General features: G+C 41.8%; 21 protein-coding genes. 11 read left to right on the forward strand and 10 right to left on the reverse strand.

The window, feature by feature from the left end; all coding sequences use genetic code 11:
* Positions 1-64: 64 nt before the first annotated feature.
* Positions 65-1447 carry a DNA repair protein RadA gene (gene radA, locus L3V36_RS09995; RefSeq protein WP_017090138.1) on the forward strand — a complete coding sequence of 461 codons (1383 nt, stop codon included), beginning with the start codon at positions 65-67 and terminating at the stop codon, positions 1445-1447.
* A gap of 234 nt (positions 1448-1681) precedes the next feature.
* The gene (gene fusA / locus L3V36_RS10000) at positions 1682-3769 is read left to right on the forward strand and encodes an elongation factor G (protein ID WP_017095473.1); all 2088 of its coding nucleotides are present in this window, start codon (positions 1682-1684) and stop codon (positions 3767-3769) included.
* A gap of 242 nt (positions 3770-4011) precedes the next feature.
* On the opposite strand, the gene L3V36_RS10005 is transcribed toward fusA, so the two are convergent.
* The 7 genes from L3V36_RS10005 to L3V36_RS10035 all read right to left on the reverse strand — a co-directional run bounded on the left by L3V36_RS10005 (position 4012) and on the right by L3V36_RS10035 (position 10872).
* A complete protein-coding gene (locus tag L3V36_RS10005; protein WP_017095474.1) occupies positions 4012-4863 on the reverse strand; it encodes a hypothetical protein in 852 nt (283 codons plus the stop codon).
* 3 nt (positions 4864-4866) lie between these two features.
* Complete coding sequence (locus tag L3V36_RS10010) at positions 4867-7257, reverse strand: fimbria/pilus outer membrane usher protein (RefSeq protein WP_102448409.1); 2391 nt, start codon at positions 7255-7257, stop codon at positions 4867-4869.
* A gap of 10 nt (positions 7258-7267) precedes the next feature.
* Positions 7268-7948 carry a fimbria/pilus periplasmic chaperone gene (locus tag L3V36_RS10015; protein WP_010436219.1) on the reverse strand — a complete coding sequence of 227 codons (681 nt, stop codon included), beginning with the start codon at positions 7946-7948 and terminating at the stop codon, positions 7268-7270.
* Positions 7949-8037: 89 nt separating this feature from the next.
* Positions 8038-8622 (reverse strand): hypothetical protein, encoded by a 585-nt coding sequence (locus L3V36_RS10020; protein WP_010436221.1) that lies wholly within the window; start codon positions 8620-8622, stop codon positions 8038-8040.
* A 163-nt stretch (positions 8623-8785) separates the two neighbouring features.
* Positions 8786-9424: a response regulator transcription factor gene (locus L3V36_RS10025; protein WP_017095476.1), complete on the reverse strand. Its 639-nt coding sequence runs from the start codon at positions 9422-9424 to the stop codon at positions 8786-8788.
* Positions 9425-9660: 236 nt separating this feature from the next.
* Positions 9661-9876, reverse strand: a complete 216-nt coding sequence (locus tag L3V36_RS10030) for a VF530 family protein (RefSeq protein WP_102319916.1) — start codon at positions 9874-9876, stop codon at positions 9661-9663.
* Between the two features lie 45 nt (positions 9877-9921).
* Positions 9922-10872 (reverse strand): LysR substrate-binding domain-containing protein, encoded by a 951-nt coding sequence (locus L3V36_RS10035; protein ID WP_017090137.1) that lies wholly within the window; start codon positions 10870-10872, stop codon positions 9922-9924.
* Positions 10873-10975: 103 nt separating this feature from the next.
* On the opposite strand from L3V36_RS10035, the gene L3V36_RS10040 reads away from it, so the two are divergent.
* Complete coding sequence (locus L3V36_RS10040; protein ID WP_061022452.1) at positions 10976-11182, forward strand: DUF1127 domain-containing protein; 207 nt, start codon at positions 10976-10978, stop codon at positions 11180-11182.
* Positions 11183-11311: 129 nt separating this feature from the next.
* Here the strand turns inward: L3V36_RS10040 and L3V36_RS10045 are convergent, their stop codons facing one another.
* Positions 11312-12217 carry a LysR substrate-binding domain-containing protein gene (locus L3V36_RS10045; protein WP_208775222.1) on the reverse strand — a complete coding sequence of 302 codons (906 nt, stop codon included), beginning with the start codon at positions 12215-12217 and terminating at the stop codon, positions 11312-11314.
* Between the two features lie 99 nt (positions 12218-12316).
* On the opposite strand from L3V36_RS10045, the gene L3V36_RS23935 reads away from it, so the two are divergent.
* From L3V36_RS23935 to L3V36_RS10060, 4 genes are all read left to right on the forward strand, one after another.
* Entirely contained in the window at positions 12317-12508 is a 192-nt protein-coding gene (locus L3V36_RS23935; RefSeq protein ID WP_346656344.1) for a hypothetical protein, read from the forward strand.
* A 522-nt stretch (positions 12509-13030) separates the two neighbouring features.
* Positions 13031-13525: a TadE family protein gene (locus L3V36_RS10050; protein ID WP_102511173.1), complete on the forward strand. Its 495-nt coding sequence runs from the start codon at positions 13031-13033 to the stop codon at positions 13523-13525.
* Between the two features lie 10 nt (positions 13526-13535).
* On the forward strand, positions 13536-14093 hold the full coding sequence (locus L3V36_RS10055; protein ID WP_102511174.1) for a TadE family protein: 558 nt from the start codon (positions 13536-13538) through the stop codon (positions 14091-14093).
* 11 nt (positions 14094-14104) lie between these two features.
* Positions 14105-15487 (forward strand): VWA domain-containing protein, encoded by a 1383-nt coding sequence (locus L3V36_RS10060; protein ID WP_017088216.1) that lies wholly within the window; start codon positions 14105-14107, stop codon positions 15485-15487.
* Positions 15488-15606: 119 nt separating this feature from the next.
* Here L3V36_RS10060 and L3V36_RS10065 read toward each other — a convergent pair whose 3' ends face one another.
* Together L3V36_RS10065 and L3V36_RS10070 are read right to left on the reverse strand one after the other, a co-directional pair.
* Complete coding sequence (locus tag L3V36_RS10065) at positions 15607-17295, reverse strand: AMP-binding protein (protein WP_208775223.1); 1689 nt, start codon at positions 17293-17295, stop codon at positions 15607-15609.
* A gap of 83 nt (positions 17296-17378) precedes the next feature.
* A complete protein-coding gene (locus tag L3V36_RS10070) occupies positions 17379-18122 on the reverse strand; it encodes an AraC family transcriptional regulator (protein WP_102490586.1) in 744 nt (247 codons plus the stop codon).
* A 192-nt stretch (positions 18123-18314) separates the two neighbouring features.
* On the opposite strand from L3V36_RS10070, the gene L3V36_RS10075 reads away from it, so the two are divergent.
* From L3V36_RS10075 to cpaB, 4 genes are all read left to right on the forward strand, one after another.
* Entirely contained in the window at positions 18315-18494 is a 180-nt protein-coding gene (locus L3V36_RS10075; protein WP_017088257.1) for a fimbrial protein, read from the forward strand.
* A 169-nt stretch (positions 18495-18663) separates the two neighbouring features.
* A complete protein-coding gene (locus tag L3V36_RS10080; protein ID WP_102450341.1) occupies positions 18664-19194 on the forward strand; it encodes a prepilin peptidase in 531 nt (176 codons plus the stop codon).
* Positions 19195-19233: 39 nt separating this feature from the next.
* A complete protein-coding gene (locus tag L3V36_RS10085) occupies positions 19234-20583 on the forward strand; it encodes an ATPase AAA (RefSeq protein WP_017095485.1) in 1350 nt (449 codons plus the stop codon).
* Positions 20576-21325 carry a Flp pilus assembly protein CpaB gene (cpaB, locus tag L3V36_RS10090; protein ID WP_017088253.1) on the forward strand — a complete coding sequence of 250 codons (750 nt, stop codon included), beginning with the start codon at positions 20576-20578 and terminating at the stop codon, positions 21323-21325. Before L3V36_RS10085 ends, cpaB begins: the two co-directional genes overlap by 8 nt.
* Positions 21326-21333: the final 8 nt, after the last annotated feature.

Consider the following 21333-nt stretch of genomic DNA (forward strand, 5'->3'; position numbering starts at 1 on the left):
GTACGGTCAAATAAGTCACAAATTGACAACATCATTGTGTAACTGAGTAAATTATTGAGGTTTTATGGCAAAGGCAAAACGAGCTTATGTGTGTAATGACTGTGGTGCTGACTTTCCACGTTGGCAGGGGCAGTGCAATGCATGTGGTGCTTGGAACACGATTACCGAAGTTAGGTTAGCTGCTTCACCTCAAGTTGCGCGTAATGAACGACTCAGTGGTGGTTACGCAGGTGGGGCAACAGAATCGAGCGTTCAGACATTATCGGAAATTAACCTGCAAGAAGTCCCTCGCTTTAGCAGTGGTTTCAAAGAACTCGACCGCGTGCTCGGTGGTGGTGTCGTACCTGGCGCTGCAATTCTGATTGGTGGTAACCCTGGTGCCGGTAAATCAACGCTGTTATTGCAGACCATGTGTCAGCTCTCTTCTCAGTTGCCAACACTTTATGTCACAGGTGAAGAATCACTGCAACAAGTCGCGATGCGAGCCTCTCGACTCGGTTTACCGAAAGAACATCTCAAAATGCTCTCTGAAACCAATGTTGATAAGATCTGTCAGATTGCCGAAAAAGAGCAACCTAAGATCATGGTTATCGACTCAATCCAAGTTATGCATGTCGCTGATGTTCAATCGTCTCCGGGCAGTGTGGCGCAGGTGCGCGAATCGGCAACAGCATTAACGCGCTATGCGAAACAGAACAACGTTGCGGTGTTCTTGGTGGGACACGTAACTAAAGACGGCACATTAGCGGGGCCAAAAGTACTGGAACACATTATTGACTGTTCCGTGCTGTTAGATGGCGGAACCGATAGCCGCTTTAGAACGCTGCGCAGTCACAAGAACCGTTTTGGTGCGGTCAATGAGTTAGGTGTGTTTGCAATGACAGGCCAAGGCCTGAAAGAAGTCAGCAACCCATCGGCTATTTTCTTGTCTCGCGGCGAAGAAGAAACCTCGGGCAGTTCGGTCATGGTTGTGTGGGAAGGGACACGTCCGCTTCTTGTTGAAATCCAAGCGCTGGTGGACTATTCCCAGCTCGCTAATCCACGTCGTGTTGCTGTTGGTCTAGAGCAAAATAGGCTTTCACTGTTATTAGCCGTGCTGCATAAACATGGTGGCTTACAAATGGCCGACCAAGATGTGTTTGTGAATGTTGTTGGTGGTGTTAAAGTAACCGAAACCAGTGCCGATCTTGCATTAGTGATCGCTTTACTTTCGAGTTTCAGAGACCGTGCCTTGCCAAAAGATGTGGTGGTATTTGGGGAAGTAGGCCTCGCGGGTGAGATTCGTCCAGTACCGAGCGGGCAAGAGCGCTTAAATGAGGCGTTTAAGCATGGTTTCAAGAGAGCGATAGTGCCTGCTGCGAACATGCCTAAGGGCGGCATTCCTGGAATGCAGATCCATGGGGTCAAAAAATTATCAGAGGCAATTAATGCTTTTGATGAGTTGTAATTGAGCTCACTTCAGCTACTCTATACAGCAGAAAATCAGTCTAACTTGAACGTTAATTGCGTCTTGAGTTAGCACTAAACCTAACAATCATTTAGATTGTTTCTACAGATTGCCTTTTCGTTTTTGTTACGAAAAGGCAAAGTTTTTTAGTCCCAAATGCATGCAAAGCTATCAGTCCTCACAGATTGTGATATACTCTGCGCGCATTTTATATCCTATTAACAGAGTAAGACAATGGCAGATTTATCGAAATACAGAAACATTGGTATTTTCGCGCACGTTGATGCGGGTAAAACAACTACCACTGAGCGTATCCTTAAGCTAACTGGTCAGATCCACAAGACTGGTGAAGTACATGATGGCGAATCAACTACTGACTTCATGGAACAGGAAGCTGAGCGCGGAATTACTATCCAATCAGCAGCTGTAAGCTGTTTCTGGAACGGTCACCGTCTAAACGTTATCGATACTCCTGGACACGTTGACTTCACAGTTGAAGTATACCGTTCTCTTAAAGTACTTGATGGCGGTATCGGTGTATTCTGTGGTTCTGGTGGTGTTGAACCACAATCAGAAACTAACTGGCGCTACGCTAACGAATCAGAAGTATCTCGTCTGATCTTCGTTAACAAACTAGACCGTATGGGTGCAGATTTCTACAACGTTGTTGACCAAGTTAAAAACGTTCTAGGCGCAACTCCTCTAGTTATGGTTCTACCAATTGGCCGCGAAGATGAATTCGTGGGTGTTGTAGACCTTCTAAGCCGTAAAGCATACGTTTGGGATGACACTGGTCTTCCTGAAAACTTCGAAATCAAAGATGTTCCTGCGGACATGGTTGATGACGTTGAGCAATACCGTGAAGAGCTAATCGAAACTGCTGTAGAGCAAGACGATGACCTACTTGAAGCTTACATGGAAGGTGAAGAGCCTTCTATTGAAGACATCAAGCGTTGTATCCGTAAAGGTACTCGTGACCTAGCGTTCTTCCCAACTTACTGCGGTTCTGCATTCAAGAACAAGGGTGTTCAAATCATTCTTGACGCTGTTGTAGATTACCTACCTTCTCCAACTGAAGTTGATCCTCAACCTCTAATGGACGAGAACGGCGAAGAAACTGGCAACCACGCTATCGTTTCTACTGAAGAAACGTTTAAAGCTCTTGCATTCAAAATCATGGATGACCGTTTCGGTGCTCTAACTTTCGTTCGTATTTACTCTGGTAAATTGAACAAAGGCGACACGATTCTTAACTCATTCACAGGTAAAACTGAGCGTGTTGGCCGTATGGTTGAGATGCAAGCTGATGACCGTAACGAACTAACTAGCGCACAAGCTGGTGACATCATTGCGATCGTTGGTATGAAGAACGTGCAAACAGGTCACACTCTATGTGATCCTAAAGATCAAGTAACGCTTGAGCCAATGGTATTCCCAACTCCAGTAATCTCTATCGCTGTATCTCCAAAAGATAAAGGCGGTTCTGAGAAAATGGGTATCGCTATCGGTAAAATGGTTGCAGAAGATCCATCTTTCCAAGTTGAAACTGACGAAGAAACTGGCGAAACTATCCTGAAAGGTATGGGTGAGCTTCACCTAGACATCAAGGTAGATATCCTTAAGCGTACTTACGGCGTTGACCTAACAGTTGGTGCTCCTCAAGTTGCTTACCGTGAAACTATCACTCAAGCAATTGAAGATAGCTACACGCATAAGAAACAGTCTGGTGGTTCTGGTCAATTCGGTAAGATCGATTACCGTATCAAGCCTGGCGAACCTGGTTCTGGCTTTACGTTCTCTTCAAAAGTTGTTGGCGGTAACGTACCTAAAGAATTCTGGCCTGCTGTTGAGAAAGGCTTTGCTGGCATGATGGAAAACGGCGTATTAGCTGGCTTCCCTACGCTAGACGTTGAAGTTGAACTTTACGATGGTGGTTTCCACGCAGTCGATTCATCTGCAATCGCATTTGAAATCGCAGCGAAAGGTGCATTCCGTCAATCTATGCCTAAAGCTGGCGCGCAACTTCTTGAGCCAATCATGAACGTTGACGTATTTACTCCAGAAGATCACGTTGGTGATGTTATCGGTGACCTTAACCGTCGTCGTGGCATGATCAAAGATCAACAAGCTGGCGTAACTGGCGTTCGTATTAAAGCTGACGTACCACTTTCAGAAATGTTTGGTTACATCGGTCACCTACGTACAATTACTTCAGGCCGTGGCCAATTCTCTATGGAATTCGCACAGTACTCTCCATGTCCAACTAACGTGGCAGAAGAAGTAATCGCTAAAGTTAAAGCAGAAAAAGCAGCTGGTAAGTAATTAGCTCTTTTCTAAATTAACTAAAAAAGCCCCGCAAGTGAAAGCTTGCGGGGCTTTTTGTATCAACTTAACCAATGTTGTTCTCATATCTTAAGTGTTTATATCTAAACGCTTAAAGTTACTGGAAATGCATCAGTTCCTTTTCGTAGGATAGTGATAAAGCCATATACGATGTTCGTTACAGTTTGGAGGTGTTTTCCTTTGTCCACTGACTAAACCGTAGGTTTCTTCATCACGTGTATCTATGGCATAGCTTTAACTTCAACTGTTATCGTATCTTGATATTTGCCAGCTCTCGCGAAGTCGATGTTACCTAGCATTACTTCAAGGGGAACCCCCCAACGTTTGGTTTCATCATTGTTTGAGAAGGTAAAAATTGACTTCTGCTTTACCAAGGCGTTATTAAATCGCAACGTATATGGGATCGAGATATTGGGTTCCGACTTCTGCTTTAATTCACCATATTTCTGCTTTACGACTAACCTTACATTCGAGTTTGAAAGAAGATCAAAATTGGAGCGATAGGTGCGGTTAGATTCAAGATCACCAAGCTGGAAGCGATAACCTGAGCTACCTGAGCGTTGAAGGTTTGGTGCATTAGGAACGGAGTTGAAAGCTACAAACGCAGGGACGTTGAGTTTCACTTTGGCATTTTTTGTCTCTCGTTTTCTATTTAGGGAAATAGAGGCTTCAAGAAGTCCGGTGTAGTTACCTGACGCAGCTACTTTAGCCTCTGGAACTTTTATCCAAAACTTCGTCCTTTGGCTATTATCCAGAGGTAGTTGAAAGCCCTTGCTAGGAAAGTGACTCAATTGACGAAAGTTTTTGTCCAGAATTGTCAGGGGCAAATTCGTTCCGATTGAACTTAAGTAGCTAGATTGTTTATTGTTGATCGATACTAGGGCCATCGGGAATCGACAGCTCTGAATATCACGTGACAACTCTAGATAAGCAGGAATATAAGCGCCCAAATCTCGCTTAAATTCAATATTGCTTCTGTCGACGTTTAGTGTCCATTTGCCATTGCATTCGGCCCAAAGTGGTTGAGATAACATGGCTAAACCGAACACTGAGAGCTTAAGTAAGTGTTTCATGGTTTATCCCTCTTTAATGAGTAAAGTTGGTAAGTAAATCAGGTTATCATTGATTTCTGGGACGTTTAATTTTGTTGGGATAAAACCATCTATGACGATGGTGTAGTTACCCGGCGCAACGCCTTCCACAACGAACCTGCCTGATCGATTAGTAAAAAATTCATACGTTTTCTGTTGTCCAACCAACTGACCTTGGATGAGTTTTAATGGTTTGTTTTGCCCGATCTCAATCTTACCTATGATGGTTTTCGATGCTGCAGAACCGATTTTTATTAGATGGCCCGTTTGTGTTCCTGGCGTAATGTTGTACTCGTGGTCGCCAAAGTCATACCCTATAGGTGCATCTGGCGCATCAATGTAGACAGTGGACAGTTGGTGGCCTCCAGACAACTGAACGGCATTACTGACAGTATAGGTAGATATCGATTCTGCAGGATCGTCTGCAACCGCATTTATTTCTACATCAGCATCTAACGAGTCATGGACGGCAATAATTGCCACTGGTCCATTGAGAGGTCGTGACCAAGCTAAGTTACCGTCAGCCAACGTAAGCGCTGTACTTGCTCGTAAAGAAGCGGTTTGGTAACTTGCTGAGTTATCAAATGCTAGGTGAGAGACCTTAGCATCTGTGATAAAACGGTTTGCCACATAATTACCTTCGACTGAGTAAGCTTGAGAATCAGTATCGCCTTCTGCTGTCACCGCATAGCCGTAACTGCCCGTATAGTCCTCTGAAGGGCGTTGAAATTGAGCTCGATAGGTATCTGGTTCATTGGAGTAGGATATATTTGCATTGTATTCTCCATTGTCAGAGTTCCAATCCCAATCTGCAGAAAAAGTAAACCGAGTTTCGTCAATGTTTTCATTTGGGTTCTCTTCTTTTTCTACACCTGCAGAAAGTGCTAGATTGTAAAATTGCCAAGCAATTTCCGTAGAAGCCTGCCATTGCACCTCTGACTCTTCAAAGTCACGATAGTCACCACTCAGGATTAAACTAAGGTTATCCGTAATACTGAAAACGTAGTTTGAAAAGACGCGGAGCCCAGTATTTGCATCCGTAATCTGCCAAGGCAATGCAAAATAATTATCTTGATACTCACTTCCAAGACGAAAGTTTGGGGAGCCGTAACTGTCTGTTCCCCATAATTGGTGGGAGTAATCTAAGCTGTAGATACTACCTGTATCATTACTGGGCTTGTTGTTTTGTGCAGAGGCTCGAACCCCCAAGTTCCCCCAATCAGAACCAATTGTTGCAATTATGCCGACTTGTTGCCCTTCGGGGTGATACAGAGCGTTTCCGCCAATTGTTAAGGTATCGCTGACACCATAGTCGTAATAGCCAGAAGTTACCCATTGCTCGTCGTCATACTTAAAGTTGTTATCTTCAATCGTCGACGTTAAACCAGAGTAGAAGCCAAAATCAGAAATGCCTTCACGTAACAAACGTGAGTTAAAGAACTGGCTATAAACGATGGTATCGGTCCTACCTGATTGATAACTTATATCCAATCGAACGTCATTGGTACCAGAAACGAGAGGCAAGTCGTCAAGTGTATATCGCCCCGGGGGTAAGCGAATTTCAGTGAGAAAAACGTCGTTAATATAGACTTCGACATCAGCGCTCTCATTCAATACCAGTGGTTGAGTTCCTCCATTTTGGATATTTCGGGTAGGTTGTAAGTCTTGATACAAACGTTCAAAAGCAATGCCTCCGAGAGGTGTACTAGGAAGGTGTCCAGCACTTGCTTGGGTTACATCACCAAAGGTTAGTCGAAAAGGGGTATTAGGTTCATCAAAGAAAAGACGAGCTTCGCCACGATACACATCAGAGTTGATATCGTTACCACCGCTAACAAAACCGGAAATGTCAAGATTGGCGCCTCGAACGCCACCAATATTGGCTTTTAATAACCACTCACCAAGCCAAGTTTGCGTGTCCTCTGTATTAGAGTCGCTGAATAAGGAGTAGTCCGTACTAGCATTCAGTGTATTCTGTATTGTCCAAAAAGTGCTTTCTGAATATTTAGCCGGTTCATACTTGCTACCAAACGACAGCAAGAACTCAGCTGCAGCCTTTTCATCAATGACTAAATTAATATTTTGATCGGAAGAGTTGAAGGTTGCACTGATGCCCATATGGTTCAGTTGTTTGATCGTAATGTATTCTTCGGATAAATTTCGTAACGCTGTCAGTGTCTCAGGGTTGATCAGCTTTTGAGTTGACTGAGCAAGCTGTTCCACGTTAATAGAGCCAACAGTCATACCATCAGAATACGCATTCACTTCACCTATAGTGTTCTCACCCCAAGTTAGGGGAAATGGGAATAACCAACTTTGCGCAAACGCGGTTTGTATGGCTGTGACTAATGTGAGGCATAAAATGAGATTCTTCACGAGAGTCTCGTTAATCGATTGTTTTAACAGAAACTTTCTTTGGCTGCCCTAATTCACTTGGTAAAGTGTACTTGACGGTCGTTCCTGGCATTAAATAAGCGCTTGTCTTTTTACTTAATACTTCCCAATCAACTGTTTTGTTTGCTTTGCCACCAGAGAAGCTAAACTCCATACCATTCATATTCAGTACTCGTTTGCCATCGTTGCGGATAGCGACCTGGCTGTTTTGAACTGTCGTGGTTGGAATCGATTTACTGGATGTGGGAGAGACAAAAACCAAAGTTGCAAACTCTAGCAACATGGAAATAGAACTGTCCTCATCTTCCTCTATTTGATTTTCTAGTTCAATTTGTGAAAAGACGATACGGTAAGTGACAGTTTGTTTTATTGGCCCTGTTGGCATGTAACGTACGCGGAAAGTCTGAGACTTTAGTCCGTCAATTTTAGCTTGAGGTGGGAGGACGAGAAACTCATCTTCCGTTGGTGTTAAAATTTCTTCGCCAGTAGAAAAATCAGTTTGGTAGACATTTACTTCTAGAAGGATTGGTTCTTCTTCCACATTAGTCACTTTGTACAAGCCTTGTGCATTTCGACCAACATCATCGAGTTCTAGATAGATTGGACTGACTTCGTACGCGAAAAGGGCTGAGCTGAAAAATAAAGAAAATAGAAGAGTTATAATCCTAGTCATTGATATTTCTCCATAAAATAAACTTGGCTCGATAACCGAGCCAAGTTTTATTTGTCTAAAAGACATCATCCTTAAAGTGTCATCGGCTTTTAGCTTGCTGGACCTGCCGCAGCAAGACTCACTTTAATTTTACCTTTGTATTTACCTGCTCGTGCAAAGCCTGAATCTTCAGGTTGAACATAAATTGGATGTTTGTTGATGCTGTTCACCAAGTGTTCGCCCAATGATGGTATTGGCGACGCCGTCATTTCCAAGCCGTGGTCGCTTGCGGTATCCGCGACCGATTCTGAACCAATTTTCACTTGGTAGTCAATTTTCTCACTCATATTGTGCTTGGTTACACCGTTTAGCTGGTAAGCCGTTACTGAAAATTCCAAATCAGTACCGTAATTACACCATGCACGTAAGTTACCCACTAATACTTCTTTATTGTTGAATCCATTTGACCATGAATCCTCGTGTACTTTGTTCGCTTTGCGTAGAACGTTATTCTTCACGTCTTTTTTGCCTATTCGTAATAGACAGCGTTTCGGAACTCGCCCTTCGATTCGAATCGTTTTTTGGTCCGTTTTACTCAGTGTCGTAAAGTCCACCGCATTGTTAAATTGAACCGCAGAAGCGCCAAAAGAAAGTGAAGCGGCTGCTACAGCAGTAGCAAGAAGTAACTTTTTCATAACTCAATCCCTCGTTGATTTAAGATGCATACCCGTGCATCACCTTTAAAGGTTACGAGGGAACAAAGTGCCAAACCTCATCACATAGAGTGAAAAATATCGCTTACATAGGGTGAGTTTAGAATGAGTTTTCATATTTCTTGTGATTTAATTATTTTGACACCTAGTTAAAACGTTTTACCTGAGCAAGAAGTTCATATCTCGATCGTAAGTTTAATTTACGAAGTAAGTTTGATGAGTGAGTTTTCACTGTATTGATACTTACGTGTTGCTGAGATGCTATCTGAGAGTTTGAAAGCCCCTTTAGCATCAATGTGCAAGTATCCCTTTCTTTTTTAGTTAACTCTTTGTAATTAATTATATTCTCGCAAGCTGATTCATAGTTAGGTTCATTACTTTGGTAGGAAGAAACCAGTTTATTTAACACTGACCTTGGGAACCATATATCTTCTTGATAAACAGATAAAATTGCTTTCGATATAAACTCAAAGTGCTGACCTACTTGCCCCGAAAAGCCTTTCTCTAGCCATACTGTAGAGGTACTGTCATTCACATTGACAGCTAACCAAAATTCGTTTCGTTCATGTAGGATAAATCCGTATCTTTTGGGACATGGCATTGTTTGAATATCAAACAAAACAACCGTTTCAGGTTCGAGTTTCGGTACTTGCATAAAGCATTGGGAATGAGTTATTTGCGCACTAGGAATAGATACCGAAAGTAGGTCTTTTATCACCCGATAGTATGAATTATTTCGGGTAAGGACATGAATGTCTAACGCTAGTTCAGAATCAACTTCCATGATTGACCTCTCTATTTACTCATACACAAAATCTTTAATAATCGGTAGGTTAATGGGGAGTTATCCCACGGTCTCTGGTTAAACAATATTAGTATTGATTGAGCATTATTCAATGTAATGGATGTGGTATTTTTTTAAGGTGTTGATTTTTAATGATATATAACTAAATGAAATGAAATGCGCACCAATGGGTCATACTTTAGTACCGTAAATGGTGCGTTTGTTAAAGGTGGGAGCTAGCTAGTTTTTAGTTGGATGTAAATCTGCTCTACCTTTGTACGAGCCCAGTCTGTTTTACGCAAAAACTTTAAGCTAGATTTAATGCTTGGATCTTTTTTAAAGCAGTTGATATTCACCATATAACTCAACTCTTCCCAACCGTAATGTTCAACCAATTCAGTCAGTAGCTTCTGTAGAGTGATACCGTGAAGTGGATTATTGTCTTGTGTCATGAGATGTTCTCGCCATTTATTTGAGCTCAGTATATCAGTTTCGCTTTATGAATTATCAGACCATTTAAGTTGGTAATCTGTATCGATAATAGTTAACTCTTCTCGACCTCTATTCCCAAACAGCCGAACCTGATTTTGCATCCAAGCCTCAAAACGCTTTATCTTTTCTCGATGAAAGTAGCCTGCGGGGGCACATAAGAAGTAATTGTATTTAGGCTTGAGTGCTAAGTTACCGATTCGAACGAGTTTCTTTTCCTGCAAATACCGATACACCAAACTGTGCTTCACAAGAGCAACGCCTTGTACGGATAATGCACCTTCTAAAACAAAATGCGAGCCATCAAATTGCAATGATGAGCGTCCTGCCTTCGCTCCAACAATGTCTAGCCATAGATTCCAATCCATATCTGGCCATCGATCTTCAATCAATTCAGCTTTATGCAGATCGTCAATGTCATGGATCCCATGCTTCTCTTGATAAATCGGGTGACAAACTGGGTAAACCACCTCGTCCATTAACCAACGAGACTCGATATTTGGGTAGTTACCGTGACCATACCGAACGCAGACATCGACATTAGAATCTTCAAACGTCACGAGCTTGTTGGTCGGCTCAATCAGCATGGATAGGTCAGGGTGGCGATCGCGAAAGTCGCCAATTCTAGGCACCAACCAGTGTTGGGCAAATGATGGCACGGTTGAAATAGAAAGTTGAGTAGGGTTTGGGTCTTGGTTAATTCGCCTCACACCATCTTGAATGTGGGCAAAGCCTTTCTTCGCTTGCAGGTAAAGTACTTCACCTTCGTGAGTGAGTACTATTTTTCGGTGCTGGCGAATAAACAAGTCTGCGCCTAGCCATTCTTCAAGTTGGCGAATTTGTTGGCTGACTGCTGCAGCCGTGACAAATAGCTTTTGTGCAGCGAGCTTAAAACTGCCTGTTTCTGCCGCCGTGTAAAAGTAATAGATCCCTTGAAATGGTGGGGTTCGTTCTCTCACATTAGTTTTCCTTAACTGAATGTCAGTATCTATCGTTTGTCGATGTTGCTCTGTTGGTCGATTATTGACCATAACAAAGCGAAAGATCAACAGGAGAAAGGCTATGAACACGATAACAGCGACATCAAGGACTAACCAATCATTCTTACCATCGTTATCAGTTAAGAAATTCTATTCTAAATTTAGACTGTATCTTCAGAACCGTAGAACGAGAAAGCACCTAGCTGAACTGTCAGATCATTTACTTGAAGATGTTGGTATTACGCAGAATCAAGTCGATAAAGAACTGAAGAAATCGTTTTGGGAGTGAGTCAGGGCAACGTAGCTTTTACTCAATGCAGTTTTTACCCAACATAGCTTTGTCGGTATGGAAGAGTTACGTTGCTATTCTGTATTTAGTTATTGGGGAACTGTTTATTTCAGGAGCTGATAGGCAGAGCTAGTTCTCCAATACCTCGTTTACTTCTTCATGTAACCAATGAGTAAACGCTGTCACTCGCTCTTTTCTTGGAGAGCTAGGATCAAAGCATAGGTTGACCTGAACACCGGGCGTCATCCCAATATTGAATGGCTTAACGAGTAGACCGCGTTCGATAAAATCACCAGCCAAGCTATCCGTAGCAAGGCAGACCCCATGTCCAGCCATGACAGTCGTTAACCCCATATCAAAGGTACCTACTTTCATCCACTGCATCGCTTTGCCTTGAGTGGATATGTTGGCTTGTTTGAACCACTCTTCCCAAGGGAAGCATCCGCTATTAAATTGAATTAACCAACATTTGAGTAATTGTTCTGGTGACGTGAACTTCAAAGAGTTGGCCAGTTCAGGTGAACAAAAAGGATAGATGGGTTCGTTGATTAGCATCTCAAGACTCAAGCCTTCTTCAACGCATAGATCTTCGCCCTGCAGAATAGCCACATCAATTTCACCATGCTTCAAATTTGGTGTGTCACACCCTGTGAGGATCTTGATTGGAATCTCAGGGTGCTTGACTGAGAATTTCCAAAGCCTCGGCAGCAACCAACGCGATGCAAAAGAGGGAGGGCTTCGAACCACGATAACGCCTTGTAAGGGTTCAGACTGGATCTTATTCAATCCGACAACAAGCTGTTTAAATCCATCTGTCACATGCTGGAATAGAGTTCGCCCCTCTTGAGTCAATGCCATTTCACGCCCTTTCCTAATGAACAGCTTGCACTCCAATTGTTCTTCTAACTGGCGGATCTTTTGGCTGACAGCAGCTTGACTAACAAAGAGCTCTTCTGCTGCCTTGCTGTAGCTACTCAAGCGAGCTGCGACTTCGAAATAACGGAGTCCGGAAAGGTGGCGCAGTCTATTGTCCATAACTTCTTCTTATAGTTCTTGTTAGGAATGGTTGTTCGCTTATCGAACAGGTTGTTTTCATAATAACGACAGAACGATGACAAATACAAGAGAGTAATTATGGAAGCATTGATCAGTAGGACGAGATTTTATGGTACTAAGTTATTTAAAAATAAGAAGATAAAAGTAGGTGAAGTTAAGGCGAAACAGAATCAGGTTTTATGTACAGAACAACTGAGCCGACGAGTGAAGGAAGACATAGGGTTAGAATATGAGAACAACGATGCTTCTGATTATACGAAATACTTATAATTCTGACTTATGTAGTCAATAACGTGAAGTCGGGTCTCGCTGGCTTTATCTCAGTCATAATTTTCATCTGTATTGGTTTAGCTCAATCAGACTTTACTCATTAATTGTCGAGTATTTTTATAATTCCATTTATTATTAAACTAAATGCTTACTTTGAAATTATTCTGTCTTATTTTTGAGACTTTAACTCTAATTTATATAGAAATAAACGTCGTATTCTATATTTCATTTATTTTTCTAATAGATATAAAACAACCAGTTATTTGAATGATAAATAAATAAAGGTTCGAATTCTACTGTACTTTTGGATTTTTAATTTATTTAACTTTAGAAAAATAAAAGACTTAATTAACTTTCAGTCTGATTCACCCTTCTGTTGTACTACTTAAAATTCCCTGCGTGTATAAAACTTGAACAACTCGTTTATCAATTCTATATCTTTAGTGTTGAGTCTTTCTATATCTCCTTGGGTTTTCTATTGGGCAGATAGAGGGAATAGAAAGACGAGAGGGTGGGGGCTGTATGAAATCTATTTCAAGAGGTTCGGAGCGTAGCCGTTATCGAAACGGCTTTAAATCTAAAATAAAAGGCATCGCTATTATCGAGTTTACGATCGTGGTGAGTCTATTTTTTGCGCTTTTTTTAACGGTTGTTGATCTTGGTATATACGGGTTTGTTAAATTGACCATGCAACATTCGGCAAGAGAGGGTGCAAGATATGCGATTACTGGCCGTTCTGATCTGGATCCTGATGCATCGAGTGATCGCGAAGCGGCAATCTTAGAAAAAATTTCTCAATCGTCGAGCGGCTTGCTCGACAAAGTGATGGATGTCCAAAACATACGTGTTGAAGATGTTTACGGCAACGCTGTCACCGGGTTTGGTGGTTCAGGGGACATTATTTCTATTCATCTTGATTGCGAGTGGCCATCTGTAAATCCCTATATGTATGTTTTGCTCGATGACGGGAAGTTTAAATTTACCGTTAGCGCGGCAATGAAAAACGAAGCGTTTTAGGGAGGACAGGATGTTTCTTTTTAAGATAAAAAAAGCCGCTGAGAAAGGGTTTGCGGCAATCGAAATGACGTTAATAGCACCTTTGTTTATGCTGCTTATTGTTGCGGCCGTCGATATCACGCACCTCATTCAAGCCAACCACATTATTATCAGTATAAGTCGAGAAGGTGGAAACATTATTTCTCGGAGTAATACTGATACCCCGCAAGAAGTGATGGACATTATAGCAACGACATCGGGAACATTGGATTTGACACAAGACGGGGTCATTTACATTACCGAGGTGGTTGGTCAAGAGGATGCTTCTCCGTACATTAAAAGCCAATACCGATGGAACCAACACGGGCTAAGTAAAAATAGTGCTATTTGGTCGAGTTGCAGTAACTGGACAAGTGATGGAGAGTGTTCTGATGTGGATGCAGATAACCCTCCTCTGGTTAACAATCTAGCGGTTGCGCTGGATGATGGGGAGATTGTGTACAGCGTAGAAGTATTCTATGACTATTCGCCTATTTTTAGTCGAGTTTTTGATGAAGAATATATTCTGAGCGACACAACATATATGTAAGGGAGATCAATATGGATAAGAGAACCCCAATCAAATATCGTTACAGTCGAGGGCTAGTGGCTTTAATGTCAGTTATCGCACTGCCTTTTATTCTCTTAGTTGTCGGGCTTTCTGTTGATGCTGGACGAGCTTATATTGTTAAGTCGAAATTATTTGCGGCGGTCGACGCGGCTAGTATTGCGGCTGCAAGAGCGGTCGCCAATGGTGAAGATGCAGGACGAGCAGCTGCACAAAAATATTTTGCAGCGAATATTCCAGCTGATTTTTATTCGGCGACACCTAGCTTGGGTGCGGTCAACTTCTCATATGATTCATTTGGCAATATCTCGATTGATATTTCAGCAACGGCACAAGTACCCACGCTCTTTTTACCCTTGATTGGGTTAGATACATTCAATCCTGGAGTGTCTGCGCAATCTATTCGTCGCCCCGTAGATTTAGTGTTAGTGATTGATAACACCACTTCTTTGAGGCTCGGTAGCATAGGTGACGTGACACAAGACGTCATCGACAGGTCTAAGTCATTCGTTGAAAACTTTCACGAAGGATTTGATCGGGTTTCATTGGTTAAATTTGCTTTCGGAGCCGAGGTTCCGGTGGGGTTCAATGCGACTCGCGGCCATAGTCGAAGTACCATTAAATCGGAGATAGACAGTTTTAATTTTGGTAGTACGTCTAATGCACAATATACCAATGCATCAGAAGGGATCTATCGAGCTTTAAATGAGCTTAGAACGGTTACTGATCCCGCTAACTTGAAAGTGATCGTGTTCTTCACGGATGGAGCGCCCAACACCTTTGCGACAACGTTTGATTTTGAGGACGGTGATTCGCACACGGGAGCTATTCGATCGAGTGATGGTAGCAGTGGTACGCCCCGAGGGCTTTGGAGGCATGATTCGATTGCAACGACTTTAAGTGGCGGTTATGAGGGCCGTGATATTGATGATCATATTAGCGAGATGCCTGATTACTATACCACTCATGATTCAAGTGCCACCGAGTTTAACATTTTAAATCCGACACATTCAGTACGTCCAGTGTCACAGTATGATCCAGATAGTCACTCTGCCAGTGACTTATATACTCGGGTGAATAGGGTTGCTCGTAATTTAGTGGAAGACATTGCTGAGGCTGCAAGAGGAGAAAACATTTACGTCTTTACCTTAGGTTTAGGTTCATCATTAACATCGGCAACCGGACCTGATAGTGAGTTTGGAGAAGACTTATTGTTACGAATGGCAAATTCTAGTGCGCTTTTGGATGACCCAGACTTAAGTGCAGACTATGACCCTGCTCAACTCGAAGGTGTGTATTGCCATGCCATCGATGAAGAGGCATTAGGCCCTTGTTTCGATAAGATGTTGGATGTGATTATTCGTTTAACCTTGTAACGTTTTTCTGGTTTGTCACTTTTATATATTGAAACTGAGGGACGCTCAATCGAGGGTTGAGCAAAATAAAAGAGGGAGCTAAAAGCTCCCTCTCAATGCTATGTATATTTTGTAGTTTGTTACTCTTCCCAAACCACCAATTTATCTTTCGGCCAGTTATGACCGACTTCGTGATATTTTTGCTCAAGGATATGTCGTTTGATCTTAAGCGTTGGTGTTAACACGCCATTCTCAATACTCCACGGTTTCTTAATCATTAATACGCCTTTGATCTTCTCGTGCGAGGCAAGTTGTTCGTTCATTTTTTCAATGACTCGTTTACTTGTTCTTTCGTAACGTGCTCTATCAAAATTAGGGAAGTCATGGGGTACAACAAGCAGGATAGGTCCTGGCAAGCCTAAGCCTATCAAACACATCATTTCTACACGGCTGTATTCAAAGAGTTTGTTCTCGATTGGAACGGGAGCAACAAACTTACCTTTAGCGGTTTTAAAGGTGTCTTTCTTACGCCCACGAATCGTTAAGTAACCTTCGCTGTCAATATCACCAATATCACCCGTATGTAGCCAACCCTCTGAGTCAAAAGACTCTTGAGTCGCAATGTCATTTTTGTAATAACCAGAGAACATGCCTTTGCTTCGAACTAAAATTTCTTCGTCTTCTGCAATTTTGAGTTCGATGCCCGGACCTGCATTACCCACGGTACCAATTTTGTCTGCTCTAAACGGGTGGTTAATCGTGCTGTAGGCGAAAGACTCTGTCATCCCCCAAGCTTCGGTAATGTGTAAACCAACGCTTTCATACCATGCGAGTAAAGCCGGTGATACAGGCGCTGATCCACAACCAAGAACACGAGCTTGGTCTAAGCCCAGACCATCAGCCAGTTTCTTCTTAATGATGTTATTCACGAACGGAATTTTAAGTAAGAAGTTCAGTTTTTTCTGTGGCAGCTTATCCTGAATTCGTTGTTGGAATAGAGTCCATAAGCGAGGAACTGAAATAAACAAGGTTGGACGGTGCATTTTCACATCGTCAATAAACGTGTCTAAAGATTCAGGGAAAGCTGTGACTACTCCGCCCATTACGGAAGAACCAAAGATGTACACTCGTTCGGTGATATGGGCAAGCGGCAGATAAGAAAACAGACGGTCACCAGGTTGGATACCAATGTGATCAATTAACCTTTGAACTGACCATGTAAAGGCACCGTACGTGAGCATTGCGCCTTTTGGCAGCCCAGAGGTGCCAGACGTATACACAAGCGACATCAGCTTATCATCGTGATGTTGAGGTCGTTTGGTTGATGGTTCATGTGTCTCGATGAGCTGCTCAAATGTATGTTGGCACTTCGCCGCAGTATCGTAGGGTAACGAGATACTAACTAAGCTCGGATTATCATCGATTACTTTTTGAGTCGCAGCAGGATCATCAAGCTTACCTGCAATTACGATTTTACTTTCACTGTGTTCAATACAGTATTGAATGGTGTCTGCCCCCGCTGTTGGAAAGATTGGGACGCTGACAAAATCTCCTAACATCATGGCAAGATCACAGATAAACCACTCTGCACAGTTTTTTGAAACGAGAGCGACTCGATCGCCGGGTTGGGCTCCGAGTCCTTCTAATGCTGACGCCAGTTTTAGTGCTTTGTCGGCCACTTCTTTATAAGTGAACTCAACAAATTGGCGGTTAATTATTTGTTTTAAATAGACTTCATCTGGGCGTTCTTCTGCCCATTTTAAAATCATGTCATTGGGTGTAGGGAGAGCTGTTGCTTTTTCTTGGCTAAACTCGTTAGGCTGAATCATTGTCTAACTCCATGTTTTTCGCTAAGTTATTTTTGTTAAAATCATGTTAAATGTACCATGATTTTTTCTTTTAGGGAGTAAAATTAGCGTTTTCTGTTATCCGTGCAGGCACGTCTGTAGCTTGCGGGTGTTACTCCGGTCCTTTTCTTAAAGATTCTTGAAAAATACGACACATCCTTGTATCCACATTGATAAGAAATAACAGCGATTTTTGATTCGGTATCGGCTTCGATCAACTTTTTGGCTAATAGGATTCGTTTATCGCATACAAAATCTCTAAAGCTTACCCCAAAGTGTAGATGAAACTTCTTAGAAAAGTAGGTTGTTGAACAGTGGCACTTTTCAGCGATCTCCGTTTCTCTTATCTCCTTGTTAATGTTGTCCATAACAAAGTTAACGACTTCAGAGGTAAACAACTTTGCAGGTAGCTGATTATTGTTATTCGTATCTCGGTCGAGATCAAAGTGAGGCTCGAAGATATGTTGCGTTTTACGCTGCAGTTCTTCGAACTTACTGGTCAGATGATTACTGCTCGTTTCTATTATAAAGAATATATTCTTATGATTTCGAACGATATTAGGTATCTTACCTGCACAAATAATGACTATTCGCTTGTTCAGGTTTTCGCAAATAGATAGTGCCATTGTAAGTAGTTGAAGTTCATCCGTTCGATTCAATATATAGAATACTAATCTTACATCTAAGTTACTGATTATAGATATATCCTGTTTATAATTCTCAATAGGAAAGTAATGACGAATTTTATTGGTAATAACTGAATTGAAATCGCTATCTATATCAGAAAGTAGTGGTGTTATTATTTCCATAGGTATTGAACCTGTATCATATCAAAATAAACAGTAAGAAATACATATCAAAATGGCATTTATTAAATAGATTAGAAGTACAACAAAAAAGTGCAAGTAAATGGCAAGAAAATCCTAACCAAAAATATTGTTCAGCTCTAGATTTAGTTTACAGGTAAATAAACCTGTAATGTAAATCAAGGAGAGATTCTCATGAGTAAGTTTTTGAAAAATTGTAAAGAATTCATGAATGATGAAGAAGGTCTTACGGTTATTGAATATGTTATTGGCGCAGCCATGCTTGTTCTTGGGCTAACCACAATATTTACTGGGATTGGTACAGCGCTATCAACGAAACTAAGTACTATTGTTGACCAAATTAGTACTTCATAAGAGCTAACAGTAATGAACCTTAAAAGGGTGGGGTATCAGAAAGGGTTGACTACGGTCGAGTATGTTATTGGAGCTGCTTCACTTGTCATTCTCGCTTGGTTAATATTTTCTGGCATAGCGACGGCTCTAATCAGTAAGTTTCTTTCTATTGTGGCGGGTATCTAAATTAATGATAAGTGAATCTTTATTGTTTTGGGCATTGCTTATTATTGTTTCGGTATACGATGTTGAGAAACATCGTATACCAAATAAGATACTGATTTTGTTTTTATTTTTGTACTTTTTATCAGTGTTAAATAGTGGGTTTTCTTTAGATGCATTAGTTGCTTCATTGATAGGTGCTGTAGTTCTTTTCTGTTCAGGTTTGATTTTGTATTTTCTGAGGGCCATGTCTGCAGGGGATGTGAAATTATTGGGTGTTATTGGGTTGTATATTGGGTGGGGCTCATTACTTGATGTGTCTTATTACATACTCATCGCTGCCGGAATAATTGGAACATTATATTTACTTTATAATCGAGCCAATAATAGTGAGATAACAGTTAGACGATACTTTGAAGAAAAACTAATGTTAGTTAGCGGGATATCTCCTGATATTAAAGGTGAACCTGTTGTACATTCTCGTTACTCAAATAAAGTAACCATGCCATTTGCTCCTTCAGTTGTAATAGGTTTAGCGATGTACAGTTATTTTACATAGATCAAACTAAATCACTAGTCGATGTGTTGGAGAGGACATATGGATATGAGAGGGATACCTTCCCCGAGCAATTTAAAGCCTCAAATATCAGCTCCTGTGGTACCGACTTCCATCGAAATGCTTGGTGTTCCTGAGGTTGTTGTTGAGAACCTATTGCTCAAGCACCTATCAGCTTACCCTAAATCTGATGTGTTAGATTTGTCTAACTATTTATGTGTTGTTACACATGTCATCGAAAATGGACTAGCCACTCTCAGAAATAAATCTCTTATCGAAGTATTTCAGCCTACTTCTGCTTTGTCTTTGGAATCGTCTTCTCATAGTCACGTCCGTTATTCCTTGTCAGAGAAAGGCTTAGAAGAAGCCGACCTTGCATTCAAACGAGATGCTTATTTAGGTCCAGTTCCTGTTTCTCTCAAACAATATACTGAAATTGTAGAGCAACAAGATTTAAGGGCGGAGCTTGTTACTCGTCCTGATGTGGAAGCCGCATTGAGTGATGTTTACGGCGTACAAAAAATGATCTCGGTGTTAGGGCCGGCAATAAACTCGGGTAGGGCGCTGTTGTTATATGGGCACGCTGGTACAGGTAAAACTTTTGTCGCGTCTCGTATCGTGAACGCGCTTCATACTTCAGTTTTTATCCCTTATGCCGTTTACGCGTTAGGGAATGTTATTAAGGTTTTCTCAGCGCAACATCATACCCCCTTAGATCGTAATGGTAGTGAGCAGACCGTTTCTCTCCGAGATCAATACGATAAGCGATGGCTCAATTGTGAACGACCTAATATCCAAGTGGGCGGAGAATTAACCATGGACATGCTTGAGGTGAATCACTCTGAGCATAATCGCGTTTGGTTAGCACCTTTACAAATGATGGCTAATAACGGCATTTTTGTTATTGATGATCTCGGACGCCAACCCATGCCTGTGGATGCTTTACTCAACCGCTGGATCGTCCCAATGGAGTACTTCTTTGATCACCTGTCATTACCGAATGGGCAACAGATCACCATGCCATTCGTTTTAACCCTCGCATTTTCTACCAATTTGAATCCTGAAAAGATCAGTGACCCTGCCTTTCTGCGTCGTTTGGGCTACAAAATAGAATTTAAGCCTCTGAATCAGCAAGATTATGAAGCGCTGTGGGTGAGCGTAACAGTTGATAAAGAGATAGAACTGCAAGATGGGTTCTTTGAGCGTTTGTCTCAAATGCATACGCTGCACAAAGTACCGCTTTTCCCTTGTTTACCGAAAGACCTTGTTGGTATTAGCAAAGACATTCTTTCGTTTGAGCAACTCCCACCCGTTATCACATTCGACATTCTAGCCATGGCATGGAAAGTCTATTTTACCTCTGATGGACACGAGGAAGAGAATAATGAATAAGAGTCAGGTTTTCCTATTATTTTTACTGTCCGTAGTATTCGGTTTAGCCGCTGTATTTTTCGCTAAACAATGGATGGACAACCAAGTTCAACCGACGATTGAAGTCGAGCAAGTTGAGCGTCATCCGGTTGTAGTGGCATCTCAAGAAATTGAAGCTGGAACCATAATTGAAGAGCAATATTTAACAACTAAGTTGATGGAAGTCGATTGGATCAATGAAAACAACTATTCGGATGAAGCGGAGCTTATTGGAAAAGTAGTTGCCAATACCATTTATGCCGGAGAGGTGCTTCACAAGTTACGTTTTACTGTACCAGGAGAAGGGTCAACACTTGCTGCTCTTATTCCTGAAAATAAACGTGCGGTAACTATACGTGTTGATGATGTTATTGGTGTGGCCGGTTTCTTATTACCGGGGAATAAGGTTGATATTCTCAATACTGTTTCTTACGGAAAAAATTCTGCAGCGACTCAAACGGTATTGAAAGACATTAAGGTATTGGCCGTCGACCAAACGGCTAAAACGAAAGAAAACAGTCCGATTATCGTTCGTGCGGTAACACTTGAGATGACGCCAAAAGAGGCAGAGAAACTCCTCACGGCTAAAAGCAAAGGTAGTATTCAGCTGACCTTGAGAAACCCACATGAAGTAGAGAAAAAAGTGGTTCGTCGATATGTGCCTAGACCAAGTGTCACCATTATCAAAGGTACAGAAACATCTAGTGTGCGCGTCAAGGATTGAGGTGAGAT

Origin of the sequence: Vibrio sp. G-C-1, from assembly GCF_021728015.1 — a bacterium.
Classification (GTDB): domain Bacteria; phylum Pseudomonadota; class Gammaproteobacteria; order Enterobacterales; family Vibrionaceae; genus Vibrio; species Vibrio splendidus.

What these genes read in the sequence shown, in the direction of transcription:
- radA (WP_017090138.1), top strand. Translation starts at nt 65, where the DNA reads ATGGCAAAGGCAAAACGAGCTTATGTGTGTAATGACTGTGGTGCTGAC.
- fusA (WP_017095473.1), top strand. Translation starts at nt 1,682, where the DNA reads ATGGCAGATTTATCGAAATACAGAAACATTGGTATTTTCGCGCACGTT.
- L3V36_RS10005 (WP_017095474.1), bottom strand. Translation starts at nt 4,863, where the DNA reads ATGAAACACTTACTTAAGCTCTCAGTGTTCGGTTTAGCCATGTTATCT.
- L3V36_RS10015 (WP_010436219.1), bottom strand. Translation starts at nt 7,948, where the DNA reads ATGACTAGGATTATAACTCTTCTATTTTCTTTATTTTTCAGCTCAGCC.
- L3V36_RS10020 (WP_010436221.1), bottom strand. Translation starts at nt 8,622, where the DNA reads ATGAAAAAGTTACTTCTTGCTACTGCTGTAGCAGCCGCTTCACTTTCT.
- L3V36_RS10025 (WP_017095476.1), bottom strand. Translation starts at nt 9,424, where the DNA reads ATGGAAGTTGATTCTGAACTAGCGTTAGACATTCATGTCCTTACCCGA.
- L3V36_RS10030 (WP_102319916.1), bottom strand. Translation starts at nt 9,876, where the DNA reads ATGACACAAGACAATAATCCACTTCACGGTATCACTCTACAGAAGCTA.
- L3V36_RS10040 (WP_061022452.1), top strand. Translation starts at nt 10,976, where the DNA reads ATGAACACGATAACAGCGACATCAAGGACTAACCAATCATTCTTACCA.
- L3V36_RS10045 (WP_208775222.1), bottom strand. Translation starts at nt 12,217, where the DNA reads ATGGACAATAGACTGCGCCACCTTTCCGGACTCCGTTATTTCGAAGTC.
- L3V36_RS23935 (WP_346656344.1), top strand. Translation starts at nt 12,317, where the DNA reads ATGGAAGCATTGATCAGTAGGACGAGATTTTATGGTACTAAGTTATTT.
- L3V36_RS10050 (WP_102511173.1), top strand. Translation starts at nt 13,031, where the DNA reads ATGAAATCTATTTCAAGAGGTTCGGAGCGTAGCCGTTATCGAAACGGC.
- L3V36_RS10055 (WP_102511174.1), top strand. Translation starts at nt 13,536, where the DNA reads ATGTTTCTTTTTAAGATAAAAAAAGCCGCTGAGAAAGGGTTTGCGGCA.
- L3V36_RS10060 (WP_017088216.1), top strand. Translation starts at nt 14,105, where the DNA reads ATGGATAAGAGAACCCCAATCAAATATCGTTACAGTCGAGGGCTAGTG.
- L3V36_RS10065 (WP_208775223.1), bottom strand. Translation starts at nt 17,295, where the DNA reads ATGATTCAGCCTAACGAGTTTAGCCAAGAAAAAGCAACAGCTCTCCCT.
- L3V36_RS10070 (WP_102490586.1), bottom strand. Translation starts at nt 18,122, where the DNA reads ATGGAAATAATAACACCACTACTTTCTGATATAGATAGCGATTTCAAT.
- L3V36_RS10075 (WP_017088257.1), top strand. Translation starts at nt 18,315, where the DNA reads ATGAGTAAGTTTTTGAAAAATTGTAAAGAATTCATGAATGATGAAGAA.
- L3V36_RS10080 (WP_102450341.1), top strand. Translation starts at nt 18,664, where the DNA reads ATGATAAGTGAATCTTTATTGTTTTGGGCATTGCTTATTATTGTTTCG.
- L3V36_RS10085 (WP_017095485.1), top strand. Translation starts at nt 19,234, where the DNA reads ATGGATATGAGAGGGATACCTTCCCCGAGCAATTTAAAGCCTCAAATA.
- cpaB (WP_017088253.1), top strand. Translation starts at nt 20,576, where the DNA reads ATGAATAAGAGTCAGGTTTTCCTATTATTTTTACTGTCCGTAGTATTC.